Here is a 21,168-nt window from a genome sequence, read left to right as displayed (position 1 = left end):
CGGAATCGAAGGACACTAGCAAGCCATGGATCTAGTGTGGCTTTGGTTCAGAAGTCCGCATTCCGGACTCGCCGCAAAAATGATGCGGACTTCTGAACCGCCACACTAGGCTCGCCGGGGAACATAAGTCGCAAGGTGGGTAACTGCCTGATTTTTTTTTGGCCATATCTGTCGACAATTTTGTCGGCAGAATGAGTTGTAAAGTTGCAGACAAGAAAGGAAGCGAGATGAAGGATCTCACCGGTGGAAAGGCAGTCGTCGAGGCGTTGCGGGCGGAAGACGTCGATTGCGTCTTCGGGCTCATTGGCTCCGCCACGATGGAAGTGTTCGACGCGCTCTATGACGCCAACGACGTGCGCTTTGTCGGCGTGCGGGACGAGCGCACGGGCACTCACATGGCGGATGGTTACGCCCGCGTCTCCGGCAAGGCAGGTGTGATCCTCGCCGGCCAGAACGGACCCGGCGCAACCAACCTCGCCACCGGTCTTGCTCAGGCCGCAGCGGCATACTCTCCCGTGGTCTCCATCGCGGGCGCGCTCTCCTCGGCTCATATCTACCGCGACGCATTTCAGGAGGTTGACCAGCAGGCCTTGTTCAAGCCGGTCACGAAGAAAACCTGGACCGTCACGCAGACCGCGCGCGTGCCGGAAATGATCCGCGAAGGATTCCGGACGGCGCTCTCACCGCGCCAGGGGCCGGTGCAGATCAACGTGCCTCGCGACATTCTCTCCGACAGTGCGAGCTTCGGCGATTTCGGGGAGCCGAAGAGCTATCGCAACATGAGCGCTCCGCTGGGCGATGCCGATCTCGTCAGCGCGGCGGCGCAATTATTGGCAAGCGCTCATCGTCCGCTGATCATTGTCGGAGGCGGCATCAAGCAGACGCGCGGCTATCGCGAAGCGCTTGCGCTTGCAGAAGCACTCGGCGCTCCGATCGCAACCTCTCCCGGCCATGGCGACGCCTTGCCATGCGATCATCCGCTTTATGCCGGACAAGTGGGGCCGCGCGGCAATGTGGTGGCATCGCGTCTTGCGCGTGAGGCGGATGTGATCCTCGCGCTCGGGACGCGGCTCGGCTTCAACACCACGTTCTACTCCTACGACAACATCAATCGTGAAGCCCGAATCATCCAGGTGGAGATCGAACCCACTGCCATCGGCCGCTTCTTTCCAGTCGACATCGGCATCTGGGGCGATGCCCGCAAGGTCGCCCGGCAGATCACCAGCGATCTTGGTGGCCTGAAGCGGAATGCCGCCGCCGAAGGTTGGACAACGCAATTCAAACTCGATCGAAAAGGCCTTCTTGAGGAACGCGACCGTTCGACCGACGCCGATGCGGGCGCCCCGATCCAGCCCGATACGCTGTTCCGCGCACTGCGCAGAGTGCTTCCGCGCAACTCCATCGTCACAATGGACGCCGGCACGCTCTGCCTGCAGGCCACCGATAAGTTGAATTATTTCGAGACGCCGGCCTTGCTGACTCCGCTCGACTTTGGCCTCGTCGGTTTTTCGTTCGCCTGCGGTCTCGGAGCGAAGGCGGCGGCGCCCGAACGGCCGGTCGTGAGCCTGATGGGCGATGGCGGCTTCGGCATGACGTCATCGGAGCTTTCCACCGCGGTCTCCTGCGGCCTCAACACCGTCACCATCGTGATGAACAACCATTGCTGGGGCGCCGAGAAAGCCTATCAGCGTGACTTTTTCGGCGAGCGCTATATCGGCGCGGACGTCCTCAATCCTCCCTATGACAAACTCGCCGAGCTCTACGGCGCGCGCGGCTTCCGGGTGGAGCGTCCCGATCAGATCGACGCGGTTGTGACGAGCGCGCTCGAGTGCGGCAAGCCCGCCGTGGTCGACATCCAGATGGATCCCAACGCGCTCTACAGCTTCCGCCGCGACTCCTTCAAGCATCGGGCTGGCAAGTAATCACGCTTCCTATGAGCTGAACGAGCAATCCATGAACGAATTTGACTACATCATTGTTGGCGCGGGTTCAGCCGGCTGCGTGCTGGCTGCCCGCCTCTCAGAATCCGGGCGGCACTCGGTTCTCCTTATCGAGGCCGGTGGCGAGGATCGGAACGTCTGGATCCACATCCCGCTCGGCGTCGGGCGCCTGCTGCAGAACACCAAATATGTCTGGCCGTTCGCCACGGCGCCCGAGGCTGGGCTGAAAGGCCAATCCATCTATTGGCCGCGCGGCAAGGTGTTGGGCGGATCGAGTTCGATCAACGGCATGGTCTATGTGCGCGGAGATCCGGACGAATACGATCACTGGCGCGCGATGGGAAACAAGGGCTGGGGCTACTCGGATCTGCAGCCGTTTTTCAAGAAGCTCGAATGCTATCCTGAAGGTGATCCGGCCGTGCGCGGGCACGATGGGCCGATGAAGATCGTCAACCGTGGAAGCTGGGATCCAGATCCTCTTTCAAATGCCTATTTGGAAGCGTGCCAGCAGAGCGGCATCCCAGCCAATCCCGATTACAACGCCGGCGATGTCGAAGGTGTGAGCTACCTGCAGCAGACCGGTCATAACGGCCGGCGCTGGAGCGCTGCAGTTGGGTATTTGGCTCCCGCACGCGGGCGCTCGAACCTGCGCATTCTCAGCAACACCATGGTGCAGCGTGTCTTGTTCGAAGGGCGCCGCGCGGTCGGTGTAGAGGTAATGCGTGAGGGGCGGCGAGAAACGTACCGGTGCCGTCGGGAAGTGGTGCTCGCCTGTGGCGCAATCCAGAGCCCTCAAATGCTCGAACTGTCGGGTATCGGCGATGGCAACCGGCTGCGGTCTCACGGGATCGAGGTGGTCCAGGATCTTCCGGGAGTTGGTGAGAACCTCTGCGACCACGTTCAGGTCCGCTTCACGTATGAATGCACGACGCACAACACCATCAACGACTTGATGAACAATCCGATCAAGCGCTACTGGGAGGGGCTGCGCTACGTGCTCACGCGACGCGGCATCCTGTCGACGACGTCCTCCACCATTCATGCGATTGCCCGTGCGCGGCATGGTGGAAACCGCATCGACGTCAAGATTCAGCTTGCCCACATTAGTGGGAAAGATCGTTATTCGCGATCAAAGGAACACGGGATAGATCCCTATTCGGGCTTCTCGATCGGCATGTTCACGCTCCGGCCGAAATCGCGTGGACGCCTGCACATCCGCTCCCGTGATCCGTTGGCTTCGCCGGAGATCCACGCGAACTATCTCAGCCACGAGGACGACATTGCGACCTGCCTTGATGGGCTGCGCGCCATCCGCAGGATCGCGGCCAGTCCGGCGTTGGCGCCCTTCATTGTCGCGGAGCGACGCCCCGGTCCAGGCGTGGTGAGTGACGACGAGCTGCTCGACTATGCCCGGAGTACGGGCCAGACCTCCTGGCATCCCATGGGCACCTGCCGCATGGGACACGACGCAGACGCCGTCGTGAATGACCGGCTTGAGGTTCACGGCGTTCAAGGCCTGCGCGTCGTCGACTGCTCCATCATGCCGACCATGGCCAGCTCGAACACGAACGCGCCCGCCCTCGTGATCGGGGAAAAGGGCGCGAGCTTGATCCTCGAGGATGCGGAGGCAGTGCGATGAACACGCCGACTTGCATTGGCTTCATCGGCGTCGGTGCCATTGGCGCGCGGATGGCTGCGCGCGCACGGCATCATGGCATCGCGACACTTGCTTACGACATCGACCAGGCGACACTTGCTGCCGTCAGCAAAGCGGGGACGCCCGCAACAAGTTCGGCAGCGGACCTCGCGGCGCGTTGCGATGTGATTGTCACCTGCGTCACCGACCCGCAAGCCGTCGAAGCGGCACTCACTGGGGCACGCGGTGTGGCGGAGGCCGCACAGGCCGGCACGCTCGTGATCGAGACCACAACCTCGACGCCCGACGTCACGCGGAAGGTCGCAGCCGCTTTGGCCAAAAAGGGCGTGCGCGTGGTCGATGCCCCGGTCAGCCGGGGTGTGCCCGCGGCGGAAACCGGCACCTTGTCCATCATGGCGGGAGGTGCGGACAGCGATCTCGATGACGCGGACCACGTGCTTCGTTTGTTTGGCACAGACATCATCAGGACCGGCGCTCTTGGCACCGGCCATGTGGCCAAGGCCCTGAACATGAGCGTGCTGGGGAGCAATTTCATTGCGCTTGCGGAAGCCATGACCATCGGAATGGCCATGGGCTTTGAACAGGCAAAGCTGCATCATGCTATCGAGGCCAGCGACGCCGCCAGCTTTGTCTCGGCCAATCATTACCCGAAATATGTGCTGACGAAGCGGTTCGATTCACGCTTCACATTGGGTTTGATGCGCAAAGACGTGGGCATCGCCGCGTCCATCGCAACCGGGTCCGGACTTTTCCGGCCTTTCACGCACCGCGTGGTCGACTTCTATGATCGCGCGGTGGGAATGGGAAGCGAAGCCGATAACACTCTGCTTTTCGCCCAAGTCGAGGCACTCGCAGGCTCGTCCAAGCGGAACAGCGGCAAACCTTCCGAACCGCACAGCGAAAAGGCACTCATTCTCGCCTTGCAGGCCACAGCATTGCTTGCAACACAGGAAGCAGTCGCGATTGCGGCATCGAACGGAGTTGCGGCGGTCGATTTTGCGCGGGTGCTGGCGCTCAGCAGCGGTGCCAGCCGCATTGCCGAAAAGTGTCTGGCGACGGCGGTGATCGCACCTGCGGGCTTCACCGTGGCGCAAGCCCATGCCGCCACGCACGATGTCCTCACCTCTGCGCTTCAACGCGACATTCCTGCACCGGTTCTCGGCCTCAGTCGAGACCTGCTCGCCGGCGCAGTCCATGCTGGCCTCGGAACGCTGGATGCTGCCGAACTTTGGCCGTCGATAGCGGCAGGCCACCCGCCAACTGCGCATCAACTGTCGACACATCTGTAATGCTCAACCGGACCAAAGATCCGGGAGCTTTGAAAATACAAGAATCTTGAAAATAGAAGAACGAGGGAGAAAACGATATGAGTAGTGACGTGTTTAACGCCATGGATTCAGCCAAGGTCAACGGCTTTCATAAGCGTGTGACCTGGTTGTCCGGCATGGGCGTATTTCTCGAGGGTTACGACTTTACCAACATTGCGTCGGCCCTGGTCTTTCTCGTCCCATACTTCCACCTGACACCTGAACGGACAGCACTTCTCGCGGTATCGACCCATGTGGGAACGATTATCGGCGCCCTGTTGATCGGCTATCTCGCGGACCGACTCGGCCGCAAGTTCATGTACATGACGGATATCGTGCTCTACGCCGTGTTCGCAATCATGAGTGCAGTCGCAACGGATTTCTGGGTTCTGGTCGCGGCGCGCATCGGCCTCGGCATTGCCATCGGTGCAGATCAAGCGCTCAGCTTCACAATCATCGCGGAATTTGCGCCGCGCAAATCACGCGGGCGCCTGAATGCAAGCACTTGGATACTTTGGACCGTCGCAAGTTGCTCCGCCTATGTGTTGAGCTTCGTCCTCAACCCCTTGCTTGGGGAGCAGACATGGCGCGTTGTCTTTGCGCTTGCCCTTATTCCATCACTCATCGTCTTGATCGGACGACGCAAGTTACCGGAATCTCCGCGATGGCTGATTCAGAAAGGGCGCTACGACGAAGCGCGTGCCGCAATTGCTGAAACGCTGGAAAACGTACCGGTGGAGTTGATCAAGCTTCCGCCAATCAACAAAGAATCGAAGATTTCCTGGCGCATGCTGTTCGCGTCGAAAACCCAGACCCATCGTACGCTCTACATCTGCATCATGTGGTTTTGCGTGACCTTCAATACCTATGGCGTCTCTTACTTTACGCCATACATCTTCAAGACTCTGGGCTTTACCGCCCATTTATCCCTACTCGGTGGCGTCATCGTCTCACTCTTTGCGGTCGCTGGCGCCGTGATCATGTTCCTGCTGGTCGACAAGGTTGGACGAAAATCCCTCGCCGTCGCCGGATTTGCACTCCTTGCGGTCGTCGATATCGGCATCGTTCTCGTCAGTGGGAACATTGTCTTCCCTGTATTGCTCGCGCTATTCAGCCTATTCCAGCTCTTCGCTTGGGTAGGACCCGCGGGGCTCGTGGGTGTCGTTGCACCGGAGGTATTTCCAACCAGCATCCGCTCATTCGGAACAGGTGTGGCTGCGGCAGCAGGACGACTCGGCTCCATCGTTGGTATTTTGCTGTTTCCTATTCTGCTGAACAGATTTGGGCTTCAGATCACGATGGCGGTCTTTTGCCTCGATGCTGTCATCGCGACGATTGCGATGATCGTCTTTGGCACAGAGACCAAAGGAATTGCCCTCGAAGAAATTGCTTGAATAGTGCTGGCTCGGTCCCGGGCCGAGCCAGCCACCATGGGAAGCCTAGCTTCCCGCGGCATCGTCGTTTATCTGTCGCACTCATAGGTGAAGAGTTGTTCGCCGATTCCCGAGGAGTCCTTGCGGCTGTCCCGCATGGCCTGAAAGACAGAAGTGAACGCCGTGAAAGCAGCAATTGTCAGTTTCGCCCTCATCCTGTCGGCCTCAGGTGCGGTGGCCCAGGATGCCGTGCCACTGATCACTCCGAAGCCTGTGTTCGTGCCGGGAGAGTATGAGACTGAAAGCCGCAACAGCCATTTCCAAAATCAACCGGCCAAATCGAAGACTTGTGTCGCATCAGCCGACTTTGATCACTTCCGTGATGAAACGTTGCAGCAATATCGATCGTCGGAGAGTTTCAATAAATCTTGCACGCTCGGCGAAACAAAGAGCATGCCGAACGGCTTTGCCTTCGCCATGGATTGCAACGGTGCCAAGACCATCGTGACCTTCCGTTTTGCGAAGGATCTTGTGTCGCAGACCATCGAGACTCTGATCACGGGTTACAAGGCTGCGTCGTCGTCCATCCTCACCATGATGCGTCGCGTTGGTGACTGCCCGGGCCAGATGCCAGGCAAAGGGACGTGATCGAACTGCGGTCGTTTTACCACGTTTCATTTGAAAAGGCATTTTGCGACGCCGATCGATCGACGGCGACTCCCTTGCATTATAAAATGTAATTCAATTGCCTGATCCTGGCGTTCTGAATTCGCGGTTGAGATTCAACCACGCGAGCGCAATGTGTCTCGACGTAATCAAATGTGATGGAAAGGAGTGGAACCAATCGGCGGCCCGAATGTTCGCGCGTTTTAGTCACCTCACAACTTTTAGTAGGAGAGACCGCCATGGCTAATCTCGTCTCTGTTGTGATGCAGTTTTTAACGCCCGACATGATTGCAAAAATTGCTTCCGCTTTGGGCCTGGATCGTACCCTTGCACAAAAAGCGATTGGCGGCGCCGTACCGGCGCTTCTCTCCAGTCTGGCGGATGCTTCCACGACTCCCGGCGGAATGCGTCAGCTGTTCAATTTGCTGCAGCAGCAATCTGGCTCGCCTGAAAGCATGAGAAGCGCGATCGGCGGTTCGGGTCAGAAGGCATTTGCCGACAGCGGATCGAGCATGTTGTCCGGGTTGTTCGGCGGTGGCGCCTTGGACACCATGGCGCAGTCGATCGGCAGGTTCGCAGGACTCAACGAGGGCGTGAGCAAGTCTTTGCTTGGAATGCTTGCCCCGGTGGTGCTCGGCGCTCTGGGCCAGCAGCAGCGTACTGCAGGCCTCGATGCCGGCGGGGTGGCATCCCTTCTTGCTTCCCAGAAAGACCAGATTGTTTCGGCGATCCCAAGCGGCTTGGCCGATCAATTGAGCGCGGCCGGACTTATTGACCGCGCCGGGAGTGAAATGGCGAGTGCCGCGGATCGGACGACCAGCAGGGTTGCGCGAGCGGCAACCAGCAGCCCCTCGGCGCAATGGCCCTATTGGCTTGCTGCCCTGGTCGTGCTGGGTGGTCTTGCGTGGTACTTCATGGGACGTCCGGGCGATGAGAAGGTGGCGGAAGTGCCGAAATCCACCACGGCCCGGCCAGACGCCACTGTCGGTGTTGCAAATCCCAATTTGACCGTCGGCGGCGTGAACCTGACAAATCAGGTCAATTCGTCGATGGGGACCCTGAGATCGGTGCTTCCGGGAATCACGGATACAGCCTCGGCTGAGTCGGCTCTTCCCAAAATCCGCGAAGCAATGGCTCAGTTGAATGATGTCAGCACGAAGGCCTCAAGTCTCAGCCCTGAAGGAAAAGCCGCGCTCGCCACGCTGATTGCGGCAGCGACACCGACAATCAACCAAATGTGCGACAAGGTGCTGGCCACTCCGGGTGTCGCGGGAATTGCAAAGCCAGCAATCGACGAACTTCGCAGCAAGCTCGACGCGCTCTCCCGCGCTTGAGCAACGTCGCCTCTCACGTGTGCATGATCATGAGGAGGAAGACCAATGGCTGACAAGACGAGCTTCACAAAGGACGAGTGGGCGTTGCTTCTGCAAAGTCCGGTCATTGCGGGTATGGCGATCACTGCCGCCGATCCCAGTGGGTTATGGGGCTTGATGAAGGAATCGCTCGCCGCTGGCGGCGCGTTGACGCAAGTCGCAAGTGACCCTGGAGCCAACGTATTGGTCAAAGCCGTGGCGAGCGACTTCACCACAAGCGAGGGGCGGAGCGCCGCGCGCGAGGGGCTTCAGGAAAAACTGTCGGGCGGCAAGTCGTCGGAGGTCAAAGCCCGCTCCGTCGAACTCCTCAAACAAGTGTCTGCATTGCTCGCTGCCAAAGCGCCGGAAGATGCTGGTGCTTTTAAGCAATGGCTTCGCCAGATCAGTCAGCACACGGCGGAGGCCGCCACGGAAGGTGGCAGCCTGTTCGGCATTGGTGGCGTTCAGGTGAGTGATGCCGAAAAGGCAACGCTGAACGAAATTTCAAGCGCCTTGGGCGCCTGAAATTTCGTGCAAGCAGACTCGCACTTGTGATTCGTCAGGATTGCTTGACGGACTAATCGAGTTTGACGCCGGCGTCGTTGACGACTTTTCGCCAACGCGCGGTTTCAGCGGAGACCATGGTGGCGAAGGCCGCTCCCGTGACGTCCGGGACGTCGGAGCCGTTGCGCTCCCAGGCTTCCTTGACCGTGGCCGTCTGCAAAGCAGTCTGCAGTTCCTTGGTCATGCGTTGAACGATCTCGGGTGGCGTGTTCTTCGGCGCAAACAGTCCATACCAAGTCGAGACTTCATACCCTGCCAATCCAGCCTCGGCTGCGGTGGGAACGTCGGGAAACGCAGCGACGCGTGTCGGTGCCGCAATTGCGAGCGCGCGCAACTGCCCGCTTCTGATCTGAGGCGCCGACGAACCAAGCCCGTCAAACACGACCGGCACGTGACCCGCGACAAGGTCCTGCATCGCGGGGCCGGCTCCGCGGTACGGGACGTGGAGAATTCGCGTCTGAGTCAGGATCTTGAACAGCTCGCCCGCGAGGTGGTGCGTGGTGCCGACACCGGCAGAGCCGTAGTTCAACTTGTCCGGATTCGCTCGAATATAGGCGGTAAATTCCTCAAGCGTCTTGGCTTCCACTTTATTGGGGTTGACCACAACAACCTGCGGTGGCCGTGCAACCAGGGCTACAGCAATGAAATCCTTTTCAATGTTGTAATCGAGGTTGGGATAGAGCGACGGCGCAATGGCGTGATGGGCTGCGCCCATGAAGAACGTGTATCCATCCGGAGCGGCCTTGGAGGCCTGTGACGCGCCAACGGTGCCGCCGGCTCCCGCGCGATTTTCGATCAGGACGCGTGTGCCGAGTTGGGTGTCGAGTTGCGCCGCAAGCGGCCGCGCAAAGGCGTCGGTGCCGCCGCCGGCTGCGAATGGCACGATGAAGGTGATCGGCTTCTGCGGCCAAGATTGCGCTTGCGCCTGGCCGGCTGTGATCGAGGCGCTCGTCAACAAGGCGAGCAGGGTGAGGTGAATAGGCTTCAAGTCCACGGGCGTTCCTCCTTGGGTCGAACGGGGCCGCTTATGGGCGCGGCTCTTGGGTTCTGCGGCATGCTTCCGGGCAATGTTTCCGGGCGCGTAGCGGTATTGTGGTGCGCAATGATGTGCATGATCCGGCATGCGGATCGGCCGCACAAGGGCAGGCGCTTGGGACGTTTGGTCGCTCCCCGAGCGCGGGCGACGCAGCAATTTGCCTCAACAAGTTAAGATTTTAGAGGACCAAAGGAGCTCGCCGGGCAAAGGCGCCGGCCTCAAAAGCCCGAGAAATGCTGGTTCCACAGCCTCCAGATATGAGCTTGCGACATATCTGCCCGTCACGTTCAGCCTTTTTATATCGTTTTCCGATATACTTGTTGCGCTGCAATGGTCGTCCGCTTAATCACGGTCCAGATCGCGCCCTCCATTGCCGCGTCATCCTCTCGAAAGCTCATTATGCATCGTTCCTCTTCCATGAATGCTTCGCCGCGTCTGGGCGATTTCACGACCGATCGGCGTGTTCTCGTGTTGGTCTTGATGGCTGCTCTCGTCGGCACCGGCGGTGCTGCGGCAGCCTGGGTGCTTCTGCACCTCATTGCCCTGACCACCAATCTGGTGTGGTTCCAAAAATTCACCGCGGAGCATATTCCGCTGTCCGGCCTCAAGCCGAGCGCGTGGATGGTGGCGGCCCCGGCCCTGGGCGGACTGATCATTGGCCTGATGGCGCGTTTTGGCTCCGAGAAAATTCGAGGTCACGGCATACCGGAAGCGATCGAAGCGATCCTCATCGGCGGCAGTCGCATGCAGCCGAAGGTCGCGATCCTGAAGCCGATATCATCGGCGATCTCGATCGGCTCCGGCGGTCCGTTCGGCGCGGAAGGCCCGATCATCATGACCGGCGGTGCCATAGGCTCGCTGTTTGCGCAGTGCTTCAGCATGAGCGCGGCAGAACGGAAAACTCTGCTTGTCGCTGGTGCCACCGCGGGCATGACCGCGATCTTCGGCACGCCGATCGCGGCTGTGTTGCTCGCGGTCGAATTGCTGCTTTTCGAATTGAAGCCACGCAGCCTGATTCCGGTGATCACCGCCTGCGCGGTCGCATCCGCTTGGCGTCCGTTGATGATCGGCTCCGGAGCATTGTTTCCGTTTGCGGGTCAACTGGATCTGCCGTGGTGGGGGCTGTTTGTCAGCATCGGCGTCGGGATTGTCGCCGGGCTTCAGTCAGGTCTGCTCACTGGCCTTCTTTACAAGGCGGAAGATCTGTTCGGGGAGATTCCGTTTCACTGGATGTGGTGGCCGGCAATCGGCGGCCTGCTCGTGGGACTGGGCGGATTGATCGAGCCGCGAGCTTTGGGCGTTGGTTATGACATCATCAGCGACCTGCTCGGCAGTCACATCACGACGAACGAGGTTGTCGCGATCCTGCTCGTCAAGTCGGCCATCTGGATCATTGCGCTGGCATCAGGCACATCGGGTGGCGTTCTTGCCCCGTTGCTGATCTTCGGTGGCTGTGCCGGATGGCTCGAAGGCCAGTTATTGCCGGGAGACGCTGGTGCGTGGGCTCTCATCGGCATGGCTGCGATGATGGGCGGTACCATGCGTTCGCCGCTCACCGGCATTTTGTTTGCCGTGGAATTGACGGGAAATTTCGCGCTGCTTGGTCCGCTCTTGATCGCAACGGCGTCCTCCTATGCCGTCACCGTTCTTTTGCTCAAGCGCTCGATCCTGACAGAGAAAATCGCGCGTCGCGGTCAGCACATTGTGCGCGAATACAGCATCGATCCATTCGAATTGCTGCGCGTTGCCGAGGTGATGGTGAAAAACGTCGATACGTTGCCTGCCAGCATGCGCATCGATGAGGCGGTCGCTTTCTTCTCAGGCGAGGAACGGCGGCATAAATCTTATCCGATCCTCGACGATAGCCGAGGCGTTGTCGGTCTCGTCGGGCGCGCCGATGTGCTGCAGTGGCGCTCCGAACGTCCTCCCGGTGAGGAAACGTTGTTCGATCGTGTCTCGGACAGATCGCTGACCATCGGTTACCCGGATGAGCCGGTCTCTCACCTGGCGGATCGCATGGTTGCGGCCGATGTCGGGCGCGTGCCAATTCTCGACCCGAAAACCTCAAGCCTGGTAGGGCTCGTGTCTCGCAAGGACCTCTTGCGTATTCGGGCAACCGCTAAATCGGCGGAAGCGCTGCGTGTTGCTTATTTTGCGCGGCGGCCGGGAACACCCGTTCCGGAAAATGAGCCCGCGTAAGCCGGCCCTCCAACATCCGAGATAACAAGAAACGGATGGTACAACCTCGCTTGCGACGATGCTTTGCGTCGTCGCAAGTTCTTTCAAATTCATTCAGCGCCGGCGAAACGGCTTCAAGATCCGTGCAAGCGTCGGGCCGACAGCGCCGAGCTCTTCGGAGTGAATTCGCGACAGTTTCCGCAATCGCTGTTCGCCCTCTCTCGTCAGCTTGACGAGCGCGCGTCTGCCATCGTTGTCGTCGACGACCCTGCTCAGAAGTCCAAGTTTGGTCATCCTGTCCACGAGCTCCACAGCCGTGTGGTGCTTGATGAACAGCAGCTTTGCCAGCTCCCCGATCGAAACGGGGTTTTCGCTGGAAAAGCCTTTGACGGTCAGAAGGGCCTGATGCTGCTGTGGCGTTAGCCCGGCTTTGTTCGCGGCGGTTTCGCTGAATGCGAGAAATTTCCGAAGCTCAAACCGGAAGTTGGCCAGGGCTCGGTAATCGACCGCCTCCGCCTTGCTCCGGACCGTTTGGCCGGCGCGGCTCGAGGAAAGCAATGCTGCACGTTGAGGCTTTTGCTTTGAACGGGGCATTCCTGATCCTGGGTGTGTCATTGAGCGGCGGCGCTGCACCACCGTCCTATCCACGACACTAGATGACTCCTGAATCCAGTATCCGTGACGGATTGCCGCGCCTTACGGATATGTAGGTATAAAGCCGCGGTTCGTAACCGGGCGGGCCAGCGCTATTCGCAGGCCGAGCTTATCAGGCTCAGGAGGATGACCTGGAACGCCAGGGGGATCTTCGTGCTTCTGCGGCGTATGGACCGCTCCATCGCCTCCGTCACCTCCATCTTGGTGAGCGCGCCCGCGGCAAACTTCTGTTCGAGGTCGCTCCACATCGCCGAAAGTGATTTGCCGGCGTGGTGAACGGGTTGAATGATCACCCCTCGGGAGGCGGCCCATTTGACAATTTCGTCAGCTGTTTGTGGCCCGCAATTTCGGGCTGTCGCAAGCCGCTTCATTGTTAGCTTTTGAAGGAGCGCGTTTGTCGGAGTCCATTTTCCCTTTGGGGGCGTTTCTCCCGTCAATTCCGGCGCAAGCAGTTTCAACACATTTAGGGCGCGGCTGCTCAAGGGAGCGGCCGGAGGGGGGCTTGTCGCTGCGCCGCCGACGCTGACCAGTCGCGGCCGTTTTTCCGACCTGACGGCAGCAGAGGACAACGTTGCCTCGGCGGCCGAAGCGTTCCGGCGGGCGACCACGCCTTTAAGCTTTGTGCTCATGCGCGCCTCGCCGCGAAAATCGTGCTGCACTTCGGGATGTCGCGAAATAACAGCGATCCCTGCGCTGATTCACGCAGAATGCAGTGATGTGAAGAAGGTTCATTGCAGCGCAACATAACACCCAGACATATCGTTAGGCGACCATATCCTAATGCGATAGCTCATGCGACGAAAGTGAGATTGACGCCCTGTCTGTCGTAAGGCGATATGGCCATCGCATATTGGTGAAGCTGGTCTGCGGTTACGCGGAGCGGAGATGCCTGAAAAAATTACGGGAGTACACACCGCAGGACGATGACGTTTCTGCGACAGCGGATTCTCAATCCGCTTTAGGGCGACCAACAACGTCGCGCATCACACAACAAATATCGTGGGAGGATAAACGTGATGAAGAAAGACATTCAAAACTTGACGGTGTCACGCCGTGCACTGCTGCAGACCGCGGCAGGATTGGCCGGTGGCGCGCTCTTGCCCGCAGGCATGGTGATGCCTGCCCTGGCTGAGGATCATCCGGCGCTTGGCACCTATCCGGCAGGATCGTCGGGATCGACGGTTTTCGTCGGCATTTCCGTGCCGCGCACCGGTACCTACGCCGCGCAGGGCGAGGACCTGATCAAGGGCTATGAGCTTGCGATCGAGCACCTCAACGCCGGTCATGAATTGATGACCAAGATTTCGCCGAACATCAAAAAGGGTGTGCTCGGCAAGCAGGTCAAGCATGGCATCGCCGACAGCGAAGCGAAGCCGAACACGGCGGTGCAGAACTTCTCCAAGTTCATCAGTCAGGACAAGGCCGTGGTGATCACCGGTTCGGTGTCGAGCGCCGAAGCCGTCGCCATGAACAAGACCGCGGATCGTGAAAAGGTGATCTATCTGCCGGGCATTTCGGGCTCAAACGACACCACGGGCAAGGATTGCGTGCGCTACTCCTTCCGTGAGTGCTTCTACGCTGAGACGGCAGCGCGAGCGATCGTGCCGGTGCTGATCAAGAATCTCGGCAAGAACAAGAAGGTCGCGTTCCTGACGCCGGACTACACCTACGGTCATACCGTGCGTGAATCGGTCGAGAACCACATGAAGGAAGGCGGCTGGACCACGGCCACCAACCAGATTTCGCCGCTCGGCACCACGGACTTCTCGTCCTATCTGCTGAACGTCGCCAACAGCGGCGCCGATGTTGTCGTCAACATCAACTTCGGCCGTGACGCGGTGCTGTCGACGAAGCAGGCTCAGCAGTTCGGCATCCTCAGCAAGATGACGCTGACCTTGCCCTACAACACGCCGTTCCTCGCCAAGGAAGTCGGCGCGGAAAACATGCAGGGCGTCATCGCGGCCACCGACTACTGGTGGACGCTGGAAGACAAGTACCCACTCGCCAAGCTCTTCAACGAGGCCTTCCGCGCCAAGCACAAGAGCAATCCGGAGTGGGGTGCTTGCTGTGGTTACCTGCAGCTCGCCATGTGGGCTGACGCAGTTGAGCGCGCCAAGTCGTTCTATCCGCCGGATGTGATCAAGGCGTACGAGGCCGGTGCGAAGGTTCAGTCGATGGTTGGCGAAGTCATGTTCCGTGCGGCTGATCACCAGTTGATCCGCCCGGTCGTCATTACACGCGGCAAGAAGCCGGGTGACATGAAGAATCCGGAAGATTTCTACGAAGTCATCGACGTCGTAGCTGGTGGTCCGTTGATGCAGGCACCCGACGCGTTCGGATGCAAGCTCGGCAGCTACACCTGATCTCGCGTTACTGTTCGTTTTCCGTGCGCGAGGCATCTGGTGGTTAACTGGGCTAATCTTGTTTCACAGATGTTCAATGGCCTGGTGCTGGGAGCGCTTCTCGCGCTCATCAGCTCCGGCCTGACCATCATCTATGGCACGCTGGGCGTGCTCAACCTTGCGCACGGAGCGATGTTCATGGTCGGCGGTTACGCCGGCTTTGTCGCCTATAGCTATACCGAATCCTTCGTTGCCGCGGTGCTCTGCGGTTCGCTGTTCGTGTTGCTGGTCGGTGTGGTCATGGAGCGGGTGATTATCCGCCATTTCTACAGCCGCCCGGATGAGGACCAGATCCTGGTCACCTTCGGTCTCGGCATCTGCTTCGTCGAAATCATCCGCTTTTTCTTCGGAAGTCTGTCACGCTCCATGCCCTCGCCGCCGTGGGCATCCGGGATCACGTCGCTCGGTTTCATGTTCTATCCGACGTACCGCCTGGCGGTTGTCGGCATCGTCGCGGTGGCGCTTCTGGCACTTTACCTTGTTCTTTACCGCACGCGTCTCGGCATGATCGTTCGCGCCGGCATCGAAGACTCGGTGATGGTCGATTCGCTCGGCATCAACGTCTACCGGATCTTCATGGTCGTCTTCGGCATCGGCGCCATGGCCGCGGGCTTCGCAGGAATCGTCAATTTGCCGGTGGCGCCCATTACGCCGGACATCGGCGACGCCATCCTGGTGCAGGCTTTTGTCGTGATCGTGATCGGCGGCGTGGGGTCATTCCCTGGGGCTGTGCTCGGTGGACTGATCGCGGGTGAGATCCTCAGCATCACCTCGATGATCAATCCCGGCTACTCCTACGCGATGCTGTTCGTTGTGATGACGATCGTGCTGGTTGCGCGGCCGCATGGGTTGCTTGGAACACAAGGGCGGAACTGAATTATGTCGAAGCCGTCCTCGAAGCCTGGGACGCCCGGGCCGTCAATCTGGGTGCGCCTGAGATGGCTCCCTGACGTCATCACGTTGATCGGTCTGGTCGCAGCGCCGTTCATTCTGCCGCGCTTCGGCTTCGTGCCGGACACCATGAGCCGCATCCTCGTGCTCGGCTTGTTCGGCATCGGGTTCGATCTGTTGTTCGGCTACACTGGATTGCTGTCGTTCGGTCAATCCGCGTTCTTCGGCACCGGCGGCTTTATCGCTGCCTATTTGCTGACACGCATGGGCTTCCCGAGCGTTGTGCTTGCCCTGATCATCGGCATGCTGATCGCAGCCGTGGTGGGCTATGTCGTCGGCCTGATCGCTCTGCGCCGCACCGGAATCTACTTTGCGATGATCACGGTCGCGATCGCCGAAGTGTTCTTCTTCGTCGAGAACTCACCGTTGGCCGCGTTCACCGGTGGCGAGAATGGTCTGCCGGGCGTGCCTGCGCCGGTGTTTAATTTCGGTTTTACCACCATCGCCATCGGAAGCGGCTGGACCATGTATGGTTTCCTGGCCGCGTGTTATCTGATCGGCATCGTCATTGCGCGGCGCATCGTGCATTCGCCGGTCGGACGCATTCTCGTGGCGATCCGTGACAATCCGCTGCGGGCCGCCGCCGTTGGGCACAATGTTCACGGCTACAAGTTGCTGGTCTTCATCGTCGCTGCGGCTTACGCCGGACTGGCCGGTGGCTTGCTCGGCGTGATGCAGGGCTACATGCCGCCGGACGCCTTCACATTCGACACGTCCGGTCAGCTCGTGATGCAAACTGTCATCGGCGGTCTTGGGACGTTGTATGGTCCCTTGGTTGGCGCCGCGGTCTGGCTTTATCTCCGCGACTTCCTGCAGGACACCGTTGGTCTCGGTGCATCGTGGAAGCTGGCGCTCGGCGTGATCTTCGTGCTGCTGGTATGCTTCCTGCGCCGGGGCATCATCGGTGGCATCAAGGACCTGATCGAACTTTCATTCGGACAGAAGCAGGCCGAGGCCGAGCCGGATGAGGCCGTGTCCGGCCTGACGGCCGAGCAGGAGCAGCGCGTTGCCGAGGCCGAAGTCGCCAAGGAGCCGACGGTCGCCCCGATGCCGCCACGCCATCGCGCGCTCGACGGCTATAGCGGCCCGATCTTGCAGGCCACCGGTCTCAGCAAGCGCTACGGCGGCCTGATGGCCAACAGCGACATCGACTTCACGGTCCAGCACGGCGAGTTGCGCGGCGTCATCGGCCCCAACGGCGCGGGCAAGTCCACCTTCTTCAAGATGCTGACCTGCGAGATTCCACCGACGTCGGGCAAAATTATCTTCGAAGGGCACGACATCACCGGCAAGGACGTCACGGACGTCTGCCAGTTGGGCCTCACCAAAAGCTATCAGGTCAACCAGCTGTTCTCGCGCCTCACCGTGCGCGAGAACGTGACGATCGCGGTGCTTGCTGAATTGCGCGGGAAATTCCGGCTCGACATGCTGCGCAGTGCCGAGAGTTTCCCCGGCGTGACCGATCAGGTCGAGCATACGCTTGCGATGGTCAATCTGACCGCGCGCGCGGATGCTTTGGTGTCGTCGCTGGCCTATGGCGAAAAACGGCGGCTTGAAATTGGTCTGGCGCTGGCGAATTCGCCCAGCCTCCTGTTGCTCGACGAGCCGTTGGCGGGCATGAGCCCGCGCGAGCGTATCGAGACTGTCAAGCTGCTGAAGTCCATCAGTCAGGGCCGCACCATGATCATCATCGATCATGACATGGATGCGCTGTTCGAATTGGCCGGCCGCATCACCGTCTTACAGGAAGGCCGCGTGCTGGTCGAAGGCACACCGGAGGAAATCAAGAGCAATCCCAAGGTGCAGGAAGCCTATCTCGGTGGAGTGCTCGAATGAGTTTGCTCGAAGTCAATGGTTTGAATTCGTACTACGGGGATTCCCATATCCTCTTCGACGTCTCATTGCGCGTGGAGCGTAACGAGGTGGTGGCGCTGCTCGGCCGCAACGGGGCCGGCAAAAGCACGACGCTAAAAAGCCTGATGGGTGTGGTCACCCCGCGCTCAGGCACAGTGATGTTCGACGGCGTCGATATCGCCGGAAAGAAGAGCCATTCGATTGCGCAGGCTGGCATGCAGCTGGTGCACGAAGATCGCCGCGTCTTCGGCAGCCTGAATGTCGAGGAAAATATCATCCTCGCCGGGCTGACCGCGTCAAACCGCTGGCCGCTCGACCGCATCTACGAAATGTTTCCGCGCTTGAAGGAGCGTCGCACGAGCCGTGGCACGGATTTGTCCGGCGGCGAGCAGCAGATGCTGGCGATTGCGCGAGCGCTGGTGCGCGATCCAAAGATTGTCTTGCTGGACGAACCGTTCGAAGGTCTGGCGCCCGTGATCGTTCGCGACCTGATGACGGCGTGCCGCAACCTTGCGGCCGCAGGCCAGACCATCGTGCTGGTGGAGCAGAATCTGGCGGCCACCTTGGCGTTGGCGCAGCGCGTCTACATCATCAACAACGGCCACATCGCTCACGAGGGACCGGCGCAGGAAATCAAGGCGCAGCCTGAGATCCTGCAGCGGTATCTCGGTGTTTAACGGTTCGCTTGTTTGCGGCGGGGAGTTAATCCCCGCCGGATCGCTTCATTCGGCCAATGCGGCAATCAGCTTGGCGGCGTGCTGCTTCAGAACCTCAGGGTCTTCCTTGACGGTCTGAGCCGGAAGCAGCTCAATGCCCTCTTTCATCGGCATGATATGCATGTGCAGATGAAGGACGACCTGGCCGCTGGCCGGTTCGCTGAACTGTTGGATGATCACGCCATCGGCGCTGAAGGCTTTCACAGCGGCAACGGCGATTTTCTTTGTGGTGCGCGCCACCTCTGCGAAATCGTCGGCTGAAATATCCAGAAGGCCGCGGACAGGGACCTTTGGGATCACCAGCGTATGTCCGGGCGATCGCGGCATGATGTCCAGAAACGCGAAGGTGTGGTCGTTTTCGTAGACCTTGTAGGACGGAATCTCGCCGCGAAGAACTTTGGCAAAGATGTTCTGGTTGTCGTAAGCGGCCATGATTGTTCCTGACTGATATGAAGAGCCCCAGCGTTGCTGCGAGGGTCGTTTCCGACAATCATCACACAGAGCATTGCAATCCGTCCACTCCGGTCTTGGCATTCCGGTCTTGCGATGCAGGTCTTGGATCTCTGTGCGGCGCTTGTCGGCCGATGCGCCTTTGTGCAGAGTGCCGGTCCAAAATCAAAAAGGAGAGGACGCCCTTGACTCAACAATATCAGATCTACGCCCTCCGTTACGCGACCATGACCGGGCGGCAACCTCACCAGAACTACATGATCCACGACGTGCACAACGAAGGCACGGATCTGGACTATTTCATCTGGCTGATCCGCGGCACGAATGGCGATATTCTGGTCGACACCGGTTTTAATGAAGCCGCCGCGCACGAGAGGGCGCGGACCCTGACCATCAACCCTGCGGATGCTCTCGCGCGTTTCGGCGTGCAGCCTGAGACCATTCGCGATGTGGTGGTCACGCATCTGCACTACGATCATGCCGGCAATCTCGATCGCTTTCCGAACGCACGATTCCACTTGCAGGATCGCGAAATGAGCTATGCGACCGGCCGCTGCATGTGTCACGGCGCGCTGCGCCATCCATTCTCCGCCGAAGACGTCACGCTCATGGTTCGCCATGTCTACAGCGACCGCGTGGTTTTCCATGATGGTGATGGCGAGATTGCGCCCGGCATTACGCTGCACCACGTTGGGGGGCATTCCGATGGCCTGCAGGTGGTGCGTGTCGAAACCGCGCGCGGGCCTGTTGTGCTGGCGTCGGATGCGTCGCACTACTACGGCAACATGCATCGCGGCAATCCGTTTCCGATCGTCTTCAACGTTGGCGATATGATGCAAGGTTGGAAGGAAGTGGAGCGTCTCGCCGGGCATCCAGACCGGGTGATTCCAGGTCATGACCCGATGGTTCGCGAACTTTATCCGCAAGTCGGCGACGATGCTTTCGCGCTCCACGAGAAGCCGTCGCGATCATTCGTGAAGTAATCGGCTCAGCGAACGCGATTGATTCGGTGAAACCGCCGCTGATATAGTTTCATCAAGCGGCGAGCCGTCCTGAGCTGTCCGCAATACTCAATCTATCAAACGTCACGTCGATGCATCAACCTTCAGCGCCCATCAGGCCAAAAACTGCCTTTGTCTTTGCGGGAGGCGGCAGTTTTGGCGCCATTCAAGTTGGCATGATGCAGGCACTTGCCGCTCACGGCGTGACGGCCGACTTTGTGGTCGGATCAAGCGTGGGCGCGATGAACGGAGCGTACTATGCCGGGGCGCCGACGCTCGATGGCGTCAAGCAACTCGCCACCATCTGGCGAGGCCTCACGCGCCATGATGTATTTCCGATCTCGCTTCGCTCGTTCGCTGGCTTCTTGTGGCGCCGGGATTTTCTGATCGCGCACGACGGCGTGCGCAAGCTGGTCGAGGATCACTTACCTTACAAGAACCTCGAACAGGCGAAACTCCCCGTCCATATCGTGACGACCAACATCGTCACCGGAGAGACGGTGGTGTTGTCCGACGGCTCGGCAGCCGAGGCCATCGTCGCCAGCACCGCAATCCCGGGCGCATTCGCTCCCGTCAAATACCGGGACATGTTTCTCGCGGATGGCGCGATTTCCAGCAATACGCCGATCAATATTGCCATTCAGAAGGGCGCGCGGCGGTTGATCATCATGCCGACCGGTTTTGCCTGCGCGGGGCATGAGCCGCCATCGGGAGCGGTTGCGACCGCGCTGCATGCACTGACGCTGCTGATTGCCCGACAGATGACCACCGAACTCGAGTATCTGGATTCGGCGATCGAGTACTACGTTGTGCCGCCGCTCTGTCCGCTGGTTGGTTCGCCCTATGATTTTTCGCGCACCGACGATCACATTACGCGGGCGGTGAAAAGCACCGAAGAATGGATTGCGAGCGGCGGCCTGGAAAAGGGCGGTATCCCGGGAGAGATCCGGCCGCACCGGCATTGATCGGTCCGTTTTGTTGCTTTGCAGCAAGAACGCGTGTCACGCGAATTTGTATGACAGGATTAAGTCAGTCGCGCGCGACGGCACTTCGTGCCGTTGTTGGAA

General features: G+C 59.7%; 18 protein-coding genes. 14 read left to right on the top strand and 4 right to left on the bottom strand.

Annotation, left to right across the window (positions count from 1 at the left end; translation table 11 throughout):
- Positions 1 to 227 precede the first annotated feature (227 nt).
- From ACP0KA_RS08590 to ACP0KA_RS08560, 7 genes are all read left to right on the top strand, one after another.
- Positions 228 to 1,922 carry a thiamine pyrophosphate-binding protein gene (locus ACP0KA_RS08590; protein ID WP_424628395.1) on the top strand — a complete coding sequence of 565 codons (1,695 nt, stop codon included), beginning with the start codon at positions 228 to 230 and terminating at the stop codon, positions 1,920 to 1,922.
- 31 nt (positions 1,923 to 1,953) lie between these two features.
- Positions 1,954 to 3,579 (top strand): GMC family oxidoreductase, encoded by a 1,626-nt coding sequence (locus ACP0KA_RS08585; RefSeq protein WP_424628394.1) that lies wholly within the window; start codon positions 1,954 to 1,956, stop codon positions 3,577 to 3,579.
- A complete protein-coding gene (locus ACP0KA_RS08580) occupies positions 3,576 to 4,886 on the top strand; it encodes an NAD(P)-dependent oxidoreductase (RefSeq protein ID WP_424628393.1) in 1,311 nt (436 codons plus the stop codon). The genes ACP0KA_RS08585 and ACP0KA_RS08580 overlap by 4 nt, the downstream gene beginning before the upstream one ends.
- 77 nt (positions 4,887 to 4,963) lie before the next feature.
- Positions 4,964 to 6,298 carry an MFS transporter gene (locus ACP0KA_RS08575; RefSeq protein WP_424628392.1) on the top strand — a complete coding sequence of 445 codons (1,335 nt, stop codon included), beginning with the start codon at positions 4,964 to 4,966 and terminating at the stop codon, positions 6,296 to 6,298.
- 162 nt (positions 6,299 to 6,460) lie between these two features.
- Positions 6,461 to 6,925 (top strand): DUF3617 family protein, encoded by a 465-nt coding sequence (locus ACP0KA_RS08570; RefSeq protein WP_424628391.1) that lies wholly within the window; start codon positions 6,461 to 6,463, stop codon positions 6,923 to 6,925.
- A 257-nt stretch (positions 6,926 to 7,182) separates the two neighbouring features.
- Positions 7,183 to 8,277, top strand: coding sequence for a DUF937 domain-containing protein (locus tag ACP0KA_RS08565; RefSeq protein ID WP_424628390.1), 1,095 nt, complete (start codon positions 7,183 to 7,185; stop codon positions 8,275 to 8,277).
- A 45-nt stretch (positions 8,278 to 8,322) separates the two neighbouring features.
- Complete coding sequence (locus ACP0KA_RS08560; protein WP_424628389.1) at positions 8,323 to 8,820, top strand: hypothetical protein; 498 nt, start codon at positions 8,323 to 8,325, stop codon at positions 8,818 to 8,820.
- Between the two features lie 52 nt (positions 8,821 to 8,872).
- On the opposite strand, the gene ACP0KA_RS08555 is transcribed toward ACP0KA_RS08560, so the two are convergent.
- Entirely contained in the window at positions 8,873 to 9,853 is a 981-nt protein-coding gene (locus ACP0KA_RS08555; protein WP_424628388.1) for a Bug family tripartite tricarboxylate transporter substrate binding protein, read from the bottom strand.
- A gap of 441 nt (positions 9,854 to 10,294) precedes the next feature.
- On the opposite strand from ACP0KA_RS08555, the gene ACP0KA_RS08550 reads away from it, so the two are divergent.
- Positions 10,295 to 12,094: a chloride channel protein gene (locus ACP0KA_RS08550; RefSeq protein WP_424628387.1), complete on the top strand. Its 1,800-nt coding sequence runs from the start codon at positions 10,295 to 10,297 to the stop codon at positions 12,092 to 12,094.
- Between the two features lie 93 nt (positions 12,095 to 12,187).
- Here the strand turns inward: ACP0KA_RS08550 and ACP0KA_RS08545 are convergent, their stop codons facing one another.
- Positions 12,188 to 12,667 carry a MarR family winged helix-turn-helix transcriptional regulator gene (locus tag ACP0KA_RS08545; RefSeq protein WP_424628386.1) on the bottom strand — a complete coding sequence of 160 codons (480 nt, stop codon included), beginning with the start codon at positions 12,665 to 12,667 and terminating at the stop codon, positions 12,188 to 12,190.
- A 152-nt stretch (positions 12,668 to 12,819) separates the two neighbouring features.
- The gene (locus ACP0KA_RS08540; RefSeq protein WP_424628385.1) at positions 12,820 to 13,386 is read right to left on the bottom strand and encodes a hypothetical protein; all 567 of its coding nucleotides are present in this window, start codon (positions 13,384 to 13,386) and stop codon (positions 12,820 to 12,822) included.
- A gap of 357 nt (positions 13,387 to 13,743) precedes the next feature.
- Here ACP0KA_RS08540 and ACP0KA_RS08535 point away from each other — a divergent pair, with 357 nt between their 5' ends.
- From ACP0KA_RS08535 to ACP0KA_RS08520, 4 genes are read left to right on the top strand one after another with little or no spacing between them, the layout of a single operon-like run.
- On the top strand, positions 13,744 to 15,090 hold the full coding sequence (locus ACP0KA_RS08535) for a substrate-binding protein (RefSeq protein WP_424628384.1): 1,347 nt from the start codon (positions 13,744 to 13,746) through the stop codon (positions 15,088 to 15,090).
- A 39-nt stretch (positions 15,091 to 15,129) separates the two neighbouring features.
- Positions 15,130 to 16,005, top strand: a complete 876-nt coding sequence (locus ACP0KA_RS08530; RefSeq protein WP_424628383.1) for a branched-chain amino acid ABC transporter permease — start codon at positions 15,130 to 15,132, stop codon at positions 16,003 to 16,005.
- Between the two features lie 3 nt (positions 16,006 to 16,008).
- Positions 16,009 to 17,916, top strand: a complete 1,908-nt coding sequence (locus ACP0KA_RS08525) for an ABC transporter permease subunit (RefSeq protein WP_424628382.1) — start codon at positions 16,009 to 16,011, stop codon at positions 17,914 to 17,916.
- Positions 17,913 to 18,611, top strand: a complete 699-nt coding sequence (locus tag ACP0KA_RS08520; RefSeq protein WP_424628381.1) for an ABC transporter ATP-binding protein — start codon at positions 17,913 to 17,915, stop codon at positions 18,609 to 18,611. Before ACP0KA_RS08525 ends, ACP0KA_RS08520 begins: the two co-directional genes overlap by 4 nt.
- A 45-nt stretch (positions 18,612 to 18,656) precedes the next feature.
- Here ACP0KA_RS08520 and ACP0KA_RS08515 read toward each other — a convergent pair whose 3' ends face one another.
- Positions 18,657 to 19,082: an HIT family protein gene (locus tag ACP0KA_RS08515; RefSeq protein WP_424628380.1), complete on the bottom strand. Its 426-nt coding sequence runs from the start codon at positions 19,080 to 19,082 to the stop codon at positions 18,657 to 18,659.
- Between the two features lie 245 nt (positions 19,083 to 19,327).
- Between ACP0KA_RS08515 and ACP0KA_RS08510 the strand changes: the two genes are divergently transcribed.
- Positions 19,328 to 20,083: an N-acyl homoserine lactonase family protein gene (locus tag ACP0KA_RS08510; protein ID WP_424631523.1), complete on the top strand. Its 756-nt coding sequence runs from the start codon at positions 19,328 to 19,330 to the stop codon at positions 20,081 to 20,083.
- 110 nt (positions 20,084 to 20,193) lie between these two features.
- The gene (locus ACP0KA_RS08505; protein ID WP_424628379.1) at positions 20,194 to 21,066 is read left to right on the top strand and encodes a patatin-like phospholipase family protein; all 873 of its coding nucleotides are present in this window, start codon (positions 20,194 to 20,196) and stop codon (positions 21,064 to 21,066) included.
- The last annotated feature ends 102 nt before the right edge of the window (positions 21,067 to 21,168 follow it).

Source organism: Bradyrhizobium sp. SYSU BS000235 (genome assembly GCF_049747295.1).
In the GTDB taxonomy this organism is placed as follows: domain Bacteria; phylum Pseudomonadota; class Alphaproteobacteria; order Rhizobiales; family Xanthobacteraceae; genus Afipia.
The sequence above is the reverse complement of the archived record's forward strand: the minus strand, read 5'-3'. Positions and strand labels throughout refer to the sequence as shown.